This is a genomic window from Providencia sp. 21OH12SH02B-Prov (assembly GCF_027362595.1).
GTDB lineage: Bacteria > Pseudomonadota > Gammaproteobacteria > Enterobacterales > Enterobacteriaceae > Providencia > Providencia zhejiangensis.
Window position 1 is genome coordinate 1,282,915 of sequence record NZ_CP114796.1, and the last position, 19,024, is coordinate 1,301,938.

At 37.7% G+C, this 19,024-nt stretch carries 13 protein-coding genes and 1 pseudogene; 8 read left to right on the plus strand and 6 right to left on the minus strand.

Annotated elements, in window-relative coordinates:
* Positions 1–326: 326 nt before the first annotated feature.
* From O7C57_RS06165 to O7C57_RS06195, 7 genes and pseudogenes are all read left to right on the plus strand, one after another.
* The gene (locus O7C57_RS06165) at positions 327–1,547 is read left to right on the plus strand and encodes a PfkB family carbohydrate kinase (RefSeq protein WP_154635595.1); all 1,221 of its coding nucleotides are present in this window, start codon (positions 327–329) and stop codon (positions 1,545–1,547) included.
* Between the two features lie 25 nt (positions 1,548–1,572).
* Positions 1,573–2,310: a glutamine amidotransferase gene (locus tag O7C57_RS06170; RefSeq protein ID WP_154623976.1), complete on the plus strand. Its 738-nt coding sequence runs from the start codon at positions 1,573–1,575 to the stop codon at positions 2,308–2,310.
* A 124-nt stretch (positions 2,311–2,434) separates the two neighbouring features.
* Positions 2,435–3,400 carry a DMT family transporter gene (locus O7C57_RS06175; RefSeq protein ID WP_154622002.1) on the plus strand — a complete coding sequence of 322 codons (966 nt, stop codon included), beginning with the start codon at positions 2,435–2,437 and terminating at the stop codon, positions 3,398–3,400.
* Between the two features lies 1 nt (position 3,401).
* Positions 3,402–4,433, plus strand: a pseudogene (locus O7C57_RS06180) (phosphotriesterase family protein).
* 265 nt (positions 4,434–4,698) lie between these two features.
* Positions 4,699–5,073, plus strand: coding sequence for a DUF2946 domain-containing protein (locus O7C57_RS06185; RefSeq protein ID WP_375097492.1), 375 nt, complete (start codon positions 4,699–4,701; stop codon positions 5,071–5,073).
* Between the two features lie 131 nt (positions 5,074–5,204).
* Complete coding sequence (locus O7C57_RS06190; RefSeq protein WP_154621999.1) at positions 5,205–7,247, plus strand: TonB-dependent copper receptor; 2,043 nt, start codon at positions 5,205–5,207, stop codon at positions 7,245–7,247.
* Positions 7,248–7,708: 461 nt separating this feature from the next.
* Complete coding sequence (locus O7C57_RS06195; protein WP_247047702.1) at positions 7,709–8,455, plus strand: SDR family oxidoreductase; 747 nt, start codon at positions 7,709–7,711, stop codon at positions 8,453–8,455.
* A gap of 217 nt (positions 8,456–8,672) precedes the next feature.
* Here O7C57_RS06195 and O7C57_RS06200 read toward each other — a convergent pair whose 3' ends face one another.
* From O7C57_RS06200 to glgC, 4 genes are all read right to left on the minus strand, one after another.
* Entirely contained in the window at positions 8,673–10,052 is a 1,380-nt protein-coding gene (locus tag O7C57_RS06200) for a sugar porter family MFS transporter (RefSeq protein WP_154621996.1), read from the minus strand.
* Between the two features lie 613 nt (positions 10,053–10,665).
* On the minus strand, positions 10,666–11,553 hold the full coding sequence (locus O7C57_RS06205) for a helix-turn-helix domain-containing protein (RefSeq protein WP_154621995.1): 888 nt from the start codon (positions 11,551–11,553) through the stop codon (positions 10,666–10,668).
* 209 nt (positions 11,554–11,762) lie between these two features.
* Positions 11,763–14,216 carry a glycogen/starch/alpha-glucan family phosphorylase gene (gene glgP, locus O7C57_RS06210; RefSeq protein ID WP_250000202.1) on the minus strand — a complete coding sequence of 818 codons (2,454 nt, stop codon included), beginning with the start codon at positions 14,214–14,216 and terminating at the stop codon, positions 11,763–11,765.
* A gap of 11 nt (positions 14,217–14,227) precedes the next feature.
* The gene (gene glgC / locus O7C57_RS06215; protein WP_196713394.1) at positions 14,228–15,514 is read right to left on the minus strand and encodes a glucose-1-phosphate adenylyltransferase; all 1,287 of its coding nucleotides are present in this window, start codon (positions 15,512–15,514) and stop codon (positions 14,228–14,230) included.
* 721 nt (positions 15,515–16,235) lie between these two features.
* Between glgC and O7C57_RS06220 the strand changes: the two genes are divergently transcribed.
* On the plus strand, positions 16,236–16,490 hold the full coding sequence (locus O7C57_RS06220) for a helix-turn-helix domain-containing protein (protein ID WP_154635594.1): 255 nt from the start codon (positions 16,236–16,238) through the stop codon (positions 16,488–16,490).
* Positions 16,491–16,752: 262 nt separating this feature from the next.
* Here O7C57_RS06220 and O7C57_RS06225 read toward each other — a convergent pair whose 3' ends face one another.
* Positions 16,753–17,745 (minus strand): hypothetical protein, encoded by a 993-nt coding sequence (locus O7C57_RS06225; RefSeq protein ID WP_269723776.1) that lies wholly within the window; start codon positions 17,743–17,745, stop codon positions 16,753–16,755.
* Positions 17,746–18,146: 401 nt separating this feature from the next.
* Positions 18,147–18,983: a MurR/RpiR family transcriptional regulator gene (locus O7C57_RS06230; RefSeq protein WP_196713392.1), complete on the minus strand. Its 837-nt coding sequence runs from the start codon at positions 18,981–18,983 to the stop codon at positions 18,147–18,149.
* Positions 18,984–19,024 lie beyond the last annotated feature (41 nt).

The following is a 19,024-nucleotide window of genomic DNA, read 5'->3' on the forward strand; positions in this document are numbered from 1 at the left end:
TTATAATTAACTATTAGTGATAAGTTTATTTTTCTTTTTATAATTGATTGAAATAAATGTCTAATTTCATTTAATTTTGTTTTTTTATAATAAATCATATAGATGTTATTTTAATCTTAAATCAAATAATAATTAAATTAGCTAATGTTTTCTTATTTTATTTTGTATTTAAAATTAAATTTACCTTAACGTAATATGCTTTTGCTTTTTTTTGTTTTTATTTTTGTGTTTTTTGCTTTTTTTTGCTTTGTCTTGGGAACATATGATTATTATCACATTAAAATAACATTATCTGAATTAGAGTAAATGCCATGAGGTAAAATGGCATGAAAGCAGAACGACATAAAAAAATAATTAATTTTTTAAAAAATGCAGGCTCAGCAAAAGTTTCTGTTTTGTCGAAAGAACTGAATGTCACAAAAGAAACCATTAGAGCAGATTTAAATTCTTTGGCAAAAAAAGGAATTGTTAGCCGTTGCCATGGTGGCGCATTCATTGAATTTGAATCCCTAGATAAAGTTGCAAAAAAAGAAATTATACAATTTCTTGAATGTAACGATAGCCTTAATGAAATTACCAATAAGGATGATTCAGTGAACGGCAAAGTTTGTGTGTTAGGTTCATTTAATGTTGATATGATAAGTTATTTGCCTCGATTACCAGAGGCTGGCGAGTCATTATTATCAAATAAATTTATATTTTCACCGGGTGGCAAAGGATGTAATCAGGCCTTAGCTGCAAGTTATTCAGACTCACAGGTACACTTTATTACTAAAATTGGTACTGACCAATTTAGTGATTATGCGGTGAATTTTATTTCATCATCAAAAATTAAGACATCAACTATTTATCAGACCGAAAAATTCCAAACAGGTACAGCATCAATTTTTGTTTCGGAAAATAGTGGCGAAAATATCATCTCAATTTATCCTGGCTCGAATATGGATATTAGTTCAGATGAAGTGAAAATCCAAAAAGATAAGATTATTAATTCTAATATTATCCTGTTGCAGCTTGAAACCAATATTGAGGCATTAAGGGAAATTATTTCAATAGGTAATGAATATAATATCCCAATTATTTTAAATCCAGCACCTTATAGTGACATTGCGATTGAGCTATTGGAAAAGGTCGATATTTTAACGCCAAATGAAACTGAAGCGAGTTTGCTCTCAGGTGTCAATGTTGTTGATATGGAATCTGCAAAAAAAGCGGCAGAAATTATTCATACCAAAGGTGTTAAGAAGGTTGTCATAACGCTGGGAAGTAAAGGTTCTATTGCTTATGATGGCAATAAATTCATTTACTCCCCCGCTTATACGGCTGTCGTTAAAAATACCGCAGGTGCAGGAGACGCGTTTAATGGTGCGTTGGCCGCATCATTAGCGAAAGGAAAACAGTTTTCTTATGCGTTGCGTTATGCCTCTGCATTTTCATCGCTTGCCGTAGAAACCAGTAATGCTTCAGAAATGCCTGAAGATATTAATGTGATGTATCGTATTAACCAAACAACCTACTCGCAGGTTGTTACTCAGTCCCCTGAATAATTCATATTCTGAAAGAGGAATAAAAATGAAAATTTTATTTATTGGTGAGTCATGGCACATTCATATGATTCATACTAAAGGCTACGACAGTTTTACTTCGAGTAAATATGAAGAGGGTGCGACATTTTTATTAAGCTGCCTAAGAAATAAAAATGTCGAAATTGATTATATGCCTGCTCATACCGTTCAAATGGCATTTCCTAAAACGGTAGAGGAATTGGAAAAATATGATGTTGTTGTCATCAGCGATATTGGTGCAAATACATTCCTATTACAGAATGATACTTTCTATAATATGAAAGTATTACCAAATGCACTGCAATTAATTAAGCAATACGTAATTAATGGTGGTGGGTTATTAATGATTGGTGGCTATTTGTCCTTTATGGGTATTGAAGCTAAAGCGAATTATAAAAATACGCTATTGGCGGATGTATTGCCAGTTGAAATGTTAGACGGTGATGACCGTGTTGAAACACCAGAAGGTATTTTTGCAACGCCAGTTAATTCTGCACACGATTCAGTTAAAGGTTTTGGCAATTGGCCAATGTTCTTAGGCTATAACAAAGTTAAAGCTAAAGATAATACTGAAACGGTTCTAAATATTGGCGAAGATCCATTATTAGTTTTCGGCGAATATGAAAAAGGTAAAACAGCCTGTTTTATGAGTGATTGCTCACCACATTGGGGAAGTAAAGAATTTATGGCTTGGGAACATTACTCTGATATGTGGGTAAATATTCTAAAACAGATCGCTCGCTAATTAAAATATCATCAAAAGTAAAATAGCAAAAAAATAAGAAATTAAGTGTGGGGAGTTCCCCCGCACTTTGTACTCCGATTACAAAAATAATGACTCATAGTCAAAAATCCAAAAGGAATATTTTATGAGTGCAAAAAGTTATTCTACACCTTTACTGATGATAGCAACGGTTTTAGCCGGTATGTTATCGCCAATGCAATCTGCTGTTAATGGGCAACTAGGGGATGTATTAAAAGACGGTAATGCCAGCGCTGTGATTTCTTTCGCCAGCGGTTTAGTTGTGATGTTTTTTATTATCATAGCTAAAAAACAGACCAGACAACAATTTGCTGCCATTCCCAGTTTAATTAAACAACGTAAAATTCCATTATGGAACTGGTTTGCAGGTTTATGTGGCGCAATGGTCGTCTTCTCTGAAGGGGCTTCTGCGAGTGCTCTGGGGATCGCAACATTCCAAACCGCATTGATTTCAGCACTATTATTATCAGGCTTACTGTGTGACCGTTTTGGGATCGGTATTGACGAGAAAAAACCGTTTACCACTTTCCGTGTATTAGGGGCTGTTTTTGCTGTTGTTGCCACCTTATTTGTTGTTTCACCGCAATGGCATTCGACGTCAGCGATTTACTTAGCCATTCTTCCATTCTTAGCTGGTCTCTTAGCTGGATGGCAGCCTGCGGGTAACTCGAAAGTTGCAGAAGCGACAGGGTCAATGATGGTCTCTATCACCTGGAACTTTATTGTTGGCTTCACCGTTTTAACCGTCGCGCTGGTGATTCGTATGGCGCTGGGTCACATCACCCTTGAATTACCAGGTGTGTGGTGGATGTATCTCGGTGGACCATTAGGACTTATGTCTATCGCATTAATGGCTATCTTGGTTCGTGGATTAGGATTGTTAATGTTAGGGGTGGCATCAACAGCAGGGCAATTACTCGGTTCTGTGCTGATTGATTTATTGCTGCCATCACTGGGAAATACTGTTTATCTAGTGACGATCATTGGAACTCTATTTGCACTCGTCGGTGCGATTATTACGACTATTCCTGAATTTAAAGAAGCAAAGGCTGCAAAAACAGCAGGAGTATAAAATGAAAGGTTATATTCAGACAGTAACTGGACCAGTTAAAAAAGAAGATATGGGTTTGACTCTTCCCCATGAACATCTGTTTAACGATTTATCAACGGTAGTCGATGAACCTTTTTATGATTTCTCACATGTCTTAGTCGATAAAAAAGTCAGTGCGGATATTCAGTGGGGGCTTAAACATGATCCATATTGCTGCTGTGACAATATGGATAAAAAACCCATCGATGATGTGATTTATGAAGTGAATAACTTCAAAGAGCTTGGAGGGAAAACCTTAGTTGATGCAACAGGCTCTGAAGCGATTGGTCGTGATGTCCGTCAATTACGTGAAGTGGCGATAAAAACAGGTATTCATGTTGTTGCTTCCTCGGGGCTATATATCGAGAAATTTGAAGGCGAGCGTCTGGTTAAAAGCATCGATGAGATGGCCAAAATGATCGATGATGAATTAAATATTGGTATTGATGGCACGGATATTCGAGCAGGTATGATTGGTGAGATTGGGGTGTCACCATTTTTTACTGAGGGCGAAAAAAATAGCCTTAGAGCAGCATCTGTAGCACAGCTAGCCAACGACCATGTTTCTATGAATATTCATATGCCAGGCTGGCAACGTCGTGGTGATGAGGTATTGGATATCTTAATTAAAGAAATGGGTGTTAACCCCGCTAAAATCTCATTGGCACATTCAGATCCCTCCGGAAAGGATATCGATTATCAACGTCGTATGTTGGACAGAGGCGTATGACTTGAATTCGATATGATAGGTCTTGATATTTCCTTTCCAAAAGAAGGGGTTGCGCCAACTGTTACTGAAACGGTTGATGCAGTCTATAAACTGATCGAGCTGGGATACAGTAACCAGATTGTTTTAAGTCACGATGTTTTCTTAAAACAGATGTGGGCTAAAAATGGTGGAAATGGTTGGGGATTTGTACCCAATGTTTTCTTATCGTTATTGGCGAAAAAAGGTGTTGATAAAGCAACGCTAGATCGTTTATGTATCGATAACCCAGCTAATTTACTCACTTAATCAGTCACCCTTTGTTATTCGTTTTTTATTTTGCGGCGATAGCGTAATAGCGATTGCCGCTTTTTATTGGATCTTTTGAAACGAAGCGTGAAGCACATTTTCTATCTTATGGGTAACATTATTGACAAAAAACGATAACAACCAGAAGGTAAATAGGATACACTTTTGCCCGTTAAAAAATAAAAACAGATATGACGGAAAAACGTTGCACCTGCAAGCTAAATATAGACAACTCGCCGCTTATCTTGCGCTTCTTGCTGTCGCAATGCTGTTTATTGCCCCATTGATATCAAAATCAATGATGCAGATGGCAGACTGCTCTCTTGTGGATAGTCAGGCACAACATGCGATGCACCATGCGCATCAAGGGATGCCATTGCCAGAAGAATGCCATGCAAGTGGTATGATGAATCACCTGCTTATGTCAGGCGTTGGGTTATCTCCAATGGAAGACATTGCTTGTGGCTATTGTCAGCTATTGATTCATTTCCCATTTATCATTTTGTTTATTGCAGTGGTTATTCGCCAACTGCTCACTTTAACGATTGACTTACCCTTAGAACCTTGTGTTCGCCTTTATCTATTTCGACCTTGGTCTCTACGCTTTGCACGAGCGCCGCCTACACACTTTTCTTCTTAATTATTGAAAAATATTAAATTTAATCTGTCACATTTGCCGTATTAAGTGCAAAGGGTGCGCTTTATCTTGAATTTGGCTTGGCCAATTCAGGCGGCATTGTTACGTCATAAAGAAAAGAACTAGGCAAAATAATGAAAAAAGAAAATTTGGTCATCGCACCTGTCGCAATATGGGTTGCTACTGCACTTATTGCAAATACAGCATTCGCTCATGAAGAAAATCAAAGTAAATTCTCAGACAGCGCGGTGATGATAGTGACAGCACCTGTTGATTCACCATTGCTGATAAGTACATCACCAAAAACACCACGGCAGCCAGTGCCTGCAAGTGATGGTTCTGATTATTTAAAAACCATCCCCGGTTTTTCGCAGATTCGTAATGGTGGAACCAATGGCGACCCAGTATTTCGAGGTATGTTTGGTTCTCGATTACGTATTTTAACCAACAACAGTGAAATGTTGGGGGCTTGTCCATCACGTATGGACGCTCCTACGTCTTATATATCACCAGAAAACTTTGACTTACTGACAATGATTAAAGGGCCACAGTCTGTTTTGTGGGGACCTGGAAACTCAGCGGGAACTATCCGTTTTGAGCGTGAAAAGCCAGTATTTGATAAAGCGGGCATTCAAGGAAATGCGAGTGCGTTAGTCGCATCAAATCAGCGTTGGGATACGAATGCGGATGTCAGTATGGGCAATGAAAAGGGTTACTTACGTTTGATTGGTAACAAATCGCGTTCGAATGACTATAAAGATGGGGATGGTAATAAGGTGCCATCAAAATGGGATAAATGGAATGCCGATGTAGCCCTTGGTTGGACCCCTGACGAGTATACGTTATTAGAACTTACCGCGGGGAAAGGGGATGGAGAAGCGCGTTATGCCGGCCGTGGAATGGATGGTTCGCAATTTAAGCGTGAAAGCTTAGGTATGCGTTTTGAAAAAACGAACATTAGTACTCATTTTGATAAGTTAGAAGCCAACCTGTATTACAACTACGCGGACCATATCATGGATAATTACTCATTGCGTGATACCAGTGGCTCTGCGGGAAGTGGCTCAGGTCATATGGGACATATGATGGGTGGTGGTCATGGCATGATGAACATGCCAATGAAGATGCGTGTTGATCGTAAAACCGTTGGTGGTAGGGTCATGGGAACTTGGCTGTGGAGTGATTATGAACTGCGCGCTGGTGCTGATATGCAAAGTAACACACATCGTAAAGAGAGCAATGATCACTGGAATAAAGATGCACAATTTCAAGATTACGGTATTTTTGGTGAGCTGACATGGGATGCCAACGAACATGGAAAAGTTGTTACAGGTGCCCGAGCAGATAGGGTCTTAGTGGATAATGATACTACGATTGGCTCATCTGGCCGTAATACCGTGATGCCGGCTGGTTTTGTGCGTTATGAACATTCGTTGTCGGATATGCCAGTTATGTTGTACGCGGGGGTGGGTTATACCGAGCGATTCCCTGATTATTGGGAGCTGTTTTCACCAACCTATGGCCCTGATGGTACAACGAATGTATTTGATCATTTAAAAACTGAAAAAACGACTCAGTTAGATATCGGTGCAAAATATCATCACGAAAAAACCAGTGCATGGGTTTCTGCTTATATTGGCCGTGTGGATGACTTCATTTTATTCCGTTATAACCCACATAATTCACGAGAAAGCCAAGTTGAAAACGTTAATGCCATGATTATGGGGGGAGAACTGGGTGTTGCCCATAAATTAACGGATGAATGGAAAGCGGATGTGAGTCTTGCCTATGCTTGGGGAGAGAATCGTAGTGATCGACAACCATTACCACAAATGCCTCCATTAGAGACGCGTTTCGGGTTATCTTGGGAGAAAAATGATTGGACTGCAACAGGGTTAATGCGTGTAGTTAGTAGCCAACATCGTGTTGCAATCAATGATGGTAATGTCGTGGGTAAAGATTTTGGTCGTAGTGCTGGTTTTACTATTTTTTCTCTTAATACCGCTTATCGTGTTAACGATCATATGAAGTTAAGTGCTGGTGTGGATAATCTGTTTGATAAAAACTATAGCGAACACCTCAATTTAGCAGGTAATAGTGGATTTGGTTATTCATCTAATGAACCTGTAAATGAGCCTGGTAGAACGTTTTGGGCTAAATTAAACTTAACTTTTTAATTAGATATTACGGATTGAAAGTAACATAGCCGATAGTGATATCGGGTATTTCAAACTACTGACAAAGCCCTCGTTTTTTGAGGGCTTTGATCTTATAAGGTCAGTATAAATAATGAGCTAACCGATTGGTTAAAAGAAGCATTCCCCCAACAATATCAGTTCGCAGCCCTTGCGGTGAATGAACTGATTTCTGAAGAGCGCCTTGTTAGAAAAATCGATATCGCGATGAGGCTTGAATTTATTTTGATGTCTTCGCAATACAGGGTGGCTTCCTCTCTTTCATTGCGGTCAGTGCTTTTTTGCGGACAGTGTCAGTGATTGTCCCGCCGAAAATAAAAACGCAGGCCTGATTGTCACACAATAAACCATGACTTTTGGGCAAAATAAAAAGCAATAACCAGAGTTTTTACACTTTCAAAGCACAGTACATTGAGCTCATCATCGTCAATGAGGTATCTAACATGCTACTTAAAGGTAAAACGGCAATTATTACTGGCGCATCTTCAGGCATTGGTCGCTCTATTGCCATCATGTTCGCACAGAACGGGGCTTCTGTTTGTTTGACTGGCCGGCGTGAAGAAGAGCTTCAGCGAGTGGTAAGTGAGATCCGTTCTGCGGGGGGAACGGCGATTTATTATGTTGGAGATGTGTGTTTAGAAAAAACGCATAAGGGAATATCAGACCTAATATCTCAAGAGTTTGGTCAGTTGGATATTGCGGTTAACAATGCCGGTATGGTCGGGCCAATAAAACCCGTTGCCGAGTTCGATCTCAATGAATGGAATCAAGTTCAGAATACAAACTCTACCGCTGCGTTCTTAGGGGTTAAACACCAGATACCCTTGATGGTTAAATCGGGTGGTGGCTCGATCATATTCACATCCAGTTTTGTTGGCAGTCGTGTTGGGCTTCCCGGAATGAGCAGTTATGGTACGGCAAAAGCGTCCTTGCTGGCATTAGCTAAAGGTATCGCTGCGGATTATTCCGATAAGAAAATACGGGCAAACGTTATTTTACCGGGTGGGGTTAACACGGACATGGCAGGAGATCAGCAACAGCGTGAATGGGCTGCCAATTTACATGCAATGAAGCGGTTAGCTGAACCGGAAGAAATTGCATCTTCAGCGTTGTTTCTGGCGAGCTCTATGTCGAGCTTTATGACTGGGGCTTCACTGTATGTTGATGGTGGCGTTTCAGTGTGCAAATAAGTTTTCTTTCAGAGTAAAAAGCCCCTACAGTAGGGACAAAATACCATCGGGGTCGCATATGGGAGTCATGGTAGTTTTTCCCTTGGAACGAAATGACGTCAGTCGTTGAACGGCGAATAAACCCCATGCAAAAAGCATGAGGCTCGTCAGTGGTCTAAAATACCCGATAGTGATATCGGGTATTTTATAAAAGAACGATGGATAGCGCTAAATATGGTTAGCGGCCAATATCTCTTAGGGCATGACCTTTCATTAAATTTTCTTCAATATGCTCTAATGAAACATTCTTTGTTTCAGGCACAAAGTAGAGTGTGACAATAATAAATAGGGCGTTCAGTGCCGCGTAAACCCAAAATGTATTGGTGTCTCCTAATGTTGATAGCAATGTTAGGAAGGTTGCACTGACAATCATGTTGGCTATCCAGTTTGATGTAGTGGAACAAGTGATACCAAAATCACGTCCTCTCAAAGGTTGAATTTCAGAACAGAGCACCCACATAACGGGTCCTGCACTCACAGCAAAGCCAATAATAAAGATTAATAAAAAGGCGATGCTAGTGTACTGTGATAATTGAGAGTGAGCATCGAATGATAATAAGTAGGCAAGAAAACCGATACTGATTGCCATGACACTAAAGCCAAAGGTTAATAATTTTTTCCGTCCGAAACGGTCAACAATCGAAATCGCAAAAATAGTGGCGATGACGTTGACGAGACCAATGAGAACGGTGCCATACATTTGCTGAACGGTACTTTCAAAACCAGCGAGCGAAAAAATTTTGGGCGCATAATACATAATGACATTAATACCGGTCAGTTGTTGCATAAATTGTAATGCAATCCCCAAAAAGACAGTGCGGCGGAAATTACTGTTGCTTTTGAATAATCCAAATCCAGTTTGTTTTACTTTTAAGCTGTTAAATATATCCTCTAATTCTTGTATTGCTTCAGTTTCTGATTTCCTTAATTTTAATAAAATAGCTTTGGCATCATTAGACCTATTTTTGCTGGCTAACCAACGAGGGCTTTCTGGTAAAAAAGTGACGCCAATAAATAACAGAACAGCAGGAATAGCGGTTATTCCGAGCATCCAACGCCATGCATGATCATAACTAAAAGCAGTATCAGAAATAAAAGCCAGTAAAATACCAATAGTAATCATTAACTGATACATAGAGATCATCCCACCCCGGATCTTTTTAGGTGCAATTTCTGATAAATAAGCGGGGGTCGTGAATGATGAAATACCAATAGCGAGTCCTAATATGACTCTTGAAAAAATAAGTATATTGGCATTGGGTGAAAAAGCAGAACCTAACGCACCGATAATAAATAATATTGAGCTAATTAATAAACTTTTCTTTCTTCCCCCCAAAGAAGATAACCAGCCACTAATAATTGCACCGGCGGCTGCACCGAACATCATTGAGCTAACGACGAGTTCTTGTTGGGTTGAAGATATATCAAACTGCTGACTTATAAAGGGAAGGGCGCCAGAAATAACACCGGTATCTAAACCAAAAAAAAGGCCTGCTAGCGCGGCGAGTAAGCCGACAAAGATAACCATAAGACCCGTTGGTGTATTATTTTTAACCATTATCATTAGTTCCTTATCGTAAAGTTAGATTATTATTTATCTGTCCTTTCAAAAGATAAGACTCAGATTTATCCTAACGCGATATTTATCTATTTTCAATGGGAGATAGTTATATTAAATATTAACCTTATTTAAACAACATTCAAATAAATATGTGGAATGACACAATGTAGTCGTTATTAGAATATCATTTATTGATGTTTGTTTTGATAATGAAATTGATATTTATTAATGTTAATGATCATAAAAGTATTCAACGTTATTTATGTCAAAATAGCTGTATACAGAAGATGGGGAATTAACGATTAACTCACATGAACATTTTATTCTAAATCTAAAATGTCTTTTTTGTATCATCAATATATTGAATTAAATAATAGACTACATTTGAATGACGATTTTATCGGTAATTGATAGAGCTTATGATGATGGTTGATAATGAGCCATCATTCTATTTGAGGAGCTTTTGAATTTATTATTGATGTATTTTTATTGTTTCAATCCATATAAACGAATGTGTATTATCGGCAATATTACTGCGGTTGTTTTGTTTTTTTATTAACGTTCAGGATGGGAGTCATAACCCCTCGCGTTGCGAAGGGCGATGATAGTGTCAGATAATGACGGGAATATAATAGTTTAGCTCTTTAAGGTAGGTACGAGGACTATTAAGAAATGATTGGTAATTAGGCTTAGTTTTTAAGACATAGTTTTCAATGTCACAGCCTTCTCCTCTCGCTATATCCATACTCGCGAGGACTTTCCCATAAACAGTGTAGATGATATCGTTGTAATCGATGCCATGAAGCTCATCGCAGGTAAACTTAATTTGTAAATAGTCACCATCAGGGAGAGTTATCGTTTTGGGATTAAAGGCGACAGTATCAAGGTCATCCTCATCCAATGCAGTGGTATAACAAAATTGTCCTTCCTGCGAGTCGATCGTATCAACGCCATGAATTGCATATAAATTAGTGGTAACGCATTGGGTTTCACTGAGGAATTCTCGCCAGTAATAGCGTCTGAGTTCTTCAGTTTTAAAATTCCACTCATTAATCCCTTTTGTATACCGGTGCTGTTTGCCGATAAGTGTGATGGGCTCTAACTTGGTTAGGCTAACCTCAACACTAAATTCTTTGCTTTCCCTTAATGGCAAACAAAAGCCTTCAATTTTCCAGCCTGTTCTTTTGCGATACTCAGAAGGTGTGACATTGAACTGTTTTTTAAAGGCTCGACAAAATGTTTGTTGCGAGTCAAATCGATAACGCAAAGAGATATCCATAATGCTATCGTTTGTGAGCCGAAGAGCCACTGCTGAACAAGATAAACGTCTAGCACGGATATAGGAACCTAAGGCAAGCCCTGTTTGGTTTTTAAATAGGCGTTGGAAATGCCATTTAGTATATCCTGATTTTTCAGCAACAGTATCTAAAGATAGGCGAGACTCTAAATTTTTCTCGATCCAAAGAATAATTTCTCTGATAACACTTTCTTGAAGCATGATGACCCTTTTAAATCGGCTTTGTCCAAGATCTAAAATAAAGATAGAGTGAACATGATTTGGACTTTTTAGGCTATACCAAAATACATTCCAGTCGGCATCAGGATAGCATGCCGACTGAGAATTTTTTTAAATAGTTGTGAAGTTAAGTAAGTTTATGACTAAAATCACACCTAACTTAAATTATTAGTCCAATCTAAATCATATACTCACAAAATGATAGGGTTAATTTGCCAAATTTGAGAAGCATAGTCTTTTATCGTTCTATCTGACGAAAAAAATCCCATATTGCAAATATTTTGTGCAACTTTGGCTTGCCAAGCTAATGGGTCTTGATATAGATGATCGACCTGTTCTTGCGTATTAATGTAGCTACGATAATCTGCAAAGAGTAAATATTGATCGCCGCCATCTAATAAGCTATGCGTTAAATCTTGATAAAAATTAGGGGTATCAGGTTTAAAATAGCCGTTCGCAATTTGGTCTATGACCTGTTTTAGTTCCGTATCATTTTCATAATACCAGCGTGGGTAATAGTAGTTTTGCTTGATTTGTTTCACTTGATCAATGGTATTCCCGAATATGAAAATATTATCAGGACCGACATGCTCACGAATTTCAACATTGGCGCCATCTAATGTGCCTATTGTTAACGCCCCATTTAGCGCAAATTTCATATTACCCGTTCCCGACGCTTCAGTACCTGCGAGAGATATTTGTTCAGAAAGATCGGTCGCAGGGATAATTTTTTGTGCCAAACTGACACTGTAATCAGGGATAAAAACGACTTTTAGCCGTGAATCAATGCGTTGGTCATTATTAATAACGGTAGCAACATCGTTGATGAGATGAATAATTTTTTTAGCCGCGCTATAGGATGAGGCCGCTTTACCTGAAAAAATCACCACACGAGGTACCCAATTTTTTTCAGGGTTAGCTAATATTCGATTATAGCGAGTAATGACATGCAGTAAATTTAATAGTTGGCGCTTATATTCATGGATGCGTTTGATTTGTACATCAAATAAGGCTTCGGGATTGATAACAATTTGCTGAGTTTGTGCAATAAAGTGCGCCAATTTCATTTTGTTACTTTTTTTCACTTGGCTCAATTTGTCTAAGAACTGTGGGTAATCTATCCATTGTTTCAGTTCGCAGAGCTGCGGTAAGTCAACTAACCATTGTTGGCCAATATAACTTTCTATCATCGACGTGAGTTCAGGGTTCGCAATGGCTAACCAACGTCTAGGTGTAATGCCATTGGTGATATTGCAAAATTTATTGGGAAAAATTTTAGCAAAGTCAGCAAAGAGAGAGTCCGTCATTAGCTGGCTATGTAGCTTAGAGACACCATTCACTTTATGGCTGACGATAGCTGCTAGCCAAGCCATTCGAACGAGCTGTCCATGCTCTTCATTAATGATGGAAACACGTCGAGGAAGTTCATAATCATGTGGAAACTCTTGGCTAACATGCTGTAAAAATTCATCATTAATTTGATAAATGATTTGCAAATGGCGCGGTAGAATTTTACGGATCATTTCAACTGGCCAAGTTTCCAGCGCTTCACTCATTAAAGTATGGTTTGTATAAGAAAATACTCTTTTTGCCAGAGTCATTGCTTCTTGCCAACTCACTTGGTGTTTATCGACCAGTAGTCGAATAAGCTCCGGAATAGCAAGAACAGGATGCGTATCATTTAAATGAATGGCTACTTTGTCCGCTAAGTTATCCCAACGTTTATACACTAGCCAGTGTCGATAAAGTATGTCTTGAACTGAAGCAGAAACAAGAAAAAATTCTTGCTTTAAGCGTAGTTCTTTTCCTGAATAGGTAGAGTCGTTAGGGTAAAGAACGCGGGAAACATTCTCAGAGTCATTTTTTTTCTTTACCGCTGAATAATATTCGCCATCATTAAAAATTTGTAGGTCGAACTCATCGCTTGCTTTAGCACTCCATAGACGGAGCGTATTGGTTGCTTCAGTATTATAGCCGGGAATGATTTGATCATAAGCAATGGCGATAATATCGTTAGTTTTTACCCATTGATAACGACCTTCTTCTTCGACTACATGGCCTTCAAATTGTATTTGATAGCGACTTTCTGTTCGAGGAAACTCCCAAGGATTTCCATGAGCAAGCCAGTCGTCTGGACATTCAATTTGCTGGCCATTACGAATGGTTTGTTTAAACATGCCGTATTCATAACGAATGCCATAGCCGCCACCGGGTAGGTTCAGTGTGGCTAGAGAGTCTAAAAAGCAAGCTGCTAGCCTCCCTAAACCCCCATTACCTAGACCTGGATCTGTTTCTTGCTCTAACAACTGTTCGAAATCGAATCCGAGTTCAGTCACTACTTGAGTCAGGTCATCATACATATTCATTGAAATCAATGCATTGGATAATGAGCGCCCAAGTAAAAACTCCATCGATAAGTAGTAAACTTGCTTAACCTGCTGCGAATAGGTCGCTCGATTAGTTGTCATCCAACGGTTTACAACCCGATCGCGTATCGCCAATAAAATAGCCTCTAACCATTCCCTTTGCGTTGCAATATAAGGTTCTTTGCCAATCACAAATTTCAATTTATAGATAATCGAGCTTTTTAGTGCCTCTTGTGTCACTTGGGGAGAATGACATTCATAAACAAAATGGGTGCTCACAATTTCATTCCTTATTCATGATTCAAATTATCTAACATTTCTTTTGTGACAAGAACGATACCCTGTTCAGTTCGGTAGAAACGTTGACTATCTTCTTCAGGGTTTTCACCAATGACTGTATTTTCAGGAATAATACAGCCTCGATCGATAATACAACGCCGCAGACGTGATGAACGTCCAACATTGACGCCGGGGAGTAAAATAGAAGATTCAATATTGCAAAATGAGTTAACTCTTACACGAGGGAATAATACGGAATGGATAACAATAGAGCCTGAAATAATACAGCCGCCTGCAACCAGTGAGTTCATCGTCATTCCATGGCTTCCAGAACGATCTTGCACAAATTTTGCTGGCGGTAATGGTTCCATATAAGTTCGAATCGGCCAGTTTCGGTCATACATATCTAACTCAGGTGTCACAGATGCTAGATCAAGTGTCGCGGACCAATAAGCTTCTAAGGTGCCGACATCGCGCCAATAAGGGGGAACATTGCTATTACTTGTGACGCATGAATATTCAAAGGGATGTGCGAGAGCTTCTCGGCGAGCAACAATTTTGGGAATGATATCTTTTCCGAAATCATTACTCGAATTGGGGCAAATACTATCGTCCTCAAGCATTTTGTAGAGATAATCACTATTAAAAATGTAGATCCCCATGCTGGCTAAACATGAATCGGGAGATGCTTTTAATACAGGAGGATGCTGAGGTTTTTCATGGAATTGAGTGATCCAGCGGTTATCATCAATTTCCATTATACCGAATTGATGGGCTTCTTCTTTTTTTACTTTAATACAAGCAACGGTAAATTTTGCGTCGTTATTTACATGATCGAGCAACATGCGAGAGTAATCCATCTTATAGATGTGATCACCGGCAAGGATCACGACATACTCAGCATCATAATTACGAATAATATCCATGTTCTGATAGACGGCATCAGCGGTGCCTTTATACCAGTGATCTGTTATTTCTCGCTGTTGTGCCGGAAGTAAATCGACAAACTCATTCATCTCTTCATTGAAAAAAGACCATCCTCTTTGTATATGTTGGACTAATGAATGAGATTGATATTGGGTGATGACACCAATACGTCTAATTCCAGAATTTAGACAATTGGATAATGCGAAATCGATAATACGAAATTTTCCCCCAAAGTGAACGGCGGGTTTAGCGCGTTTGAGGGTTAAACCTTTAAGACGTGTACCTCTACCACCAGCAAGGATTAGGGCAACTGATTTTTGAGGTAAATGACGTGCTAACATCATCATATTATTCATATCATTATGAGACATACCTTAGAACTCTCCAAAATGAACAAATTGTTATTTAAAGATTCCCCAGTTGCTGCATATATTTTATATTTGTTCTTTTTAATTCAGTGACCTAACTATTGTGTTATTCACTGTTTACAATTGGTTATAACTTTCCAAATATAATATAAATCTTTGAAATCATTTTATGACGGTTATTTATCTAATAATGATGACTATTTTTGATTTTTATGCTTTTTATCATCAATAATATACTAGACTTTGAGAATTAAAATATGACTTTAAATGTTTTTTTATTAAAAAAATTAATAGTCTGAAATCAATAGACATAAAATGTCACAAAATTTAAAGGTAAACTTACTTAATTTGATTATAATATAGAACTAATCTTATAGTTACTTTTCGAAATCGAAATAAAATATTAATAATAAACATATTAAAAATATGTGTTATAGTCTTTTAAAGACATTCCCAAATTGAATAATACGAAATTAGGATACGTTTTTTTTGTGATTAGTGTCACAATACGTTTTCGGTAATAACATAGCTTGCTTTTAATTTTTTCTAATGTAATTCAAGTTGTTATTATTTTATCTCTAGTATTATTCTTTTGTGGATAATCGTAATTGGAAGGTTTTTTTAGCGTAATTGTTTAATTTAAATCAATTAAATTATAGGGATTGAATGTTAATTTACGCACCATAAAACTAACTGCACTTCGATTATATTTTAGGGGGTTATTATGCAAAAAGATAATATTGCAAAAATGCTAGGTATCAAAATTCGTAAACAAAGAGAAAGTCATAAAATGACGTTAAAGCAAACAGCGCGATTGATTGGTGTTTCAGAGGATCAAATGTGCCGTTTTGAAAGTGGCGAAAGTTGTATTGACGTCGATTCATTATTTCAGTTTGCCTGCTTATTTAATTTAGAGCCAACCACGTTTCTATATGGGGTTGTTAACGTTAACGTAGGTACTCGGTGCACTCTCCATTAAAGGGATAACATATCGCAAGGAAGGTATAAATATCTTGTGAGCACTATCAGTAAAACCACTAGGATTAAACATAGCGAGATACTATGAGAAAGTTAATCGGACCGGAAGAAATTACAGAGCGTCTGCGGTTACTCTGTTTCTTCCGGGCTTGATTGTTCAATATAGTAATATTACTTAATTAATCTAGATTTAATCAAAAAAAACAATCAATAAAGTTATAATTATTAATGTTATTAATTCGTATTGATTATGTTTTTAATCATTAAATAAATTTACTTAATTCAAGTTGTGCTAAAATAGACTCAGTCATTTGATTAACCAGTAATAACTGAGTAGTTACCCGTATTTTGTTTATTTTATGTAAACTTAATATGAAATAATCAAGTTGCTTTATCATCAATGAGTTTTCGTCAATAATTGAATTTTGATTATTGAACATTAGAAAATTCTCGAATTGAAGATCATGATGGTGTTGTTTTAATGACAATTTATCTGAAACATTACCTGTATTAAAAAACAGTTCAAATGAAACGAGAAAGCCACCATTATTTTTAAGGTTAATAATTAATACATCGCCGGCTTCAATATTAGATAGCGGACGAGAGTATTGAACAGATGAGGTATCGAATTTAAAGTCAGGAAGTGAATTGAGTAATAACGTCACTTTTTCTGCAATTAATGAGCGTAATTTAGCTTTAGAAAGCGGGTCATTTTGATCAATTTGCCTATGGGCTGATAAACGTAATAAGCCACTATCGGGTATACTTTTGTTCGATAATATTGCTTTAACTTTGTCGTATTGGTTAGAAAAGAGTAATACGTTACTTTGACAAATATTAGCATCGTTTTGTTTGGCTAATTTTAATAAATCGTTAAATTCATTAGTTCCATAATTTGGAACATTATTAAGTAATATATTTTTACCTGAATGAATAGTGGCCTGAATAATAAATTTTAATAATTCATCACTACAGACGGAGGTGACAATAACGGTATCAACAGCATCATTTTCTATCAGCTGTTCAATTTTTCTTTTTTGACAAATGAAGTAAGAAGCGGAAGGAAGGGGAGACTCAAGCACACAGACGGATTTAAGTTCACAATGGTGTTGGCTATGTAATATTGCCTGCGTATACCATTGGTTATGCCTAGGCGAGCCGATAAGGCCAATACCCGTCTTGTTTAACGAAACAAGCGCATGTTGCTGTTCAAGCAAGCGAAGGTGGCCAAAGAGATAGAGAAAGTGTGTATTCATGTGATCATTCCTCACCGAAAGATTAGTTTCAGGTGTTTACATTATTTCAACATAACAGCGTGGAATAATAATTCCATTATTATTTTTATTGAAATTGATGTTTTCTGATGGGTATCACAATTTTATTATCGCTGATAATAAATCCATATTGGATTAAATAAACTCTCTATATTCAATTGGTTATTAGATTTTTAATCTATAAATCTATTGTGTGTTTCGATATTTATCGGTCTTTCTGCTGTTAATAAGGATTAATAATCGTATTTTTTATTGTATTTTATTGATATTTAAATAAATTAATTGATTTTATTGTGTGGGGAGTAGAGAAAGGCGTTTAATATAACGTGAGTCTGTTGGGCTTAGTCACAACGGAGGTATTTGTGAGTAAAGCCCATTTTCGATTAAACCAGTTTACTGCCTTGTCTATAAGCCAGCGCAACCGTGAGCGATTGTACTAGACAAAGTGTTGCGGATTGTGAACGGAATGCATCAACCTGCGCTTCTTTGATAACAAAGCAAACATCACTAAAACTTGCGAGTGGGCTAATTTGGCTATCCGTGATCACGATTTGTTTGGCACCAGTCTGTGCTGCTTTTTCGCTGACCATAATGGTTTCTTCAGCATAAGGTGTAAAACTAATTGAAATGACAACGTCATTTTCACCAATTCGACTTATTTGCTCTTTGAACATACCACCAAGACCGTCAATTAATTGAGGGCGGCACTCTAAATGGCTAAGAGCATAACTTAAATAAGTGGCAACACTGAAGGAACGGCGTAAGCCAATGATATAAACATTATTTGCTTCAGATAAAAGCGTTACTGCCTTTTCTAAATCTTCTGCTGGCGTTCTGGCCGCCATTTGTTGCAATGCTTGCGCATTGGAGTGTGCAAATTCTTTTAAGATCTGAGCGGGATCATCGCTGAGTTCTTGGTCACTATCCATTTCACGAAATAAGCGAGCGCGATCAGTATAGCTTGCTGTCTCTTCAACTAAATTCATACGAAACAATTGTTTCATTTCATTAAATCCACTGAAATTAAATGCATTGGCAAAGCGGATTAAAGTTGAAGGTGGAACATTGGCTTCTTTAGCGATGACCGCCACAGTATCAAATGCCACGCTATTCGTGTTATCCAGCACATAGCGTGCTACTTGTTGCAGCCGTTTACTTAGTTCATCGTAACGGGAGCGAACTTGCTCCTGAAATTCATTCAAATTCGATGCAGTTGACATAAAACCTCCGTGACTAGGCTATTGATTGTAGTTATTTTCAG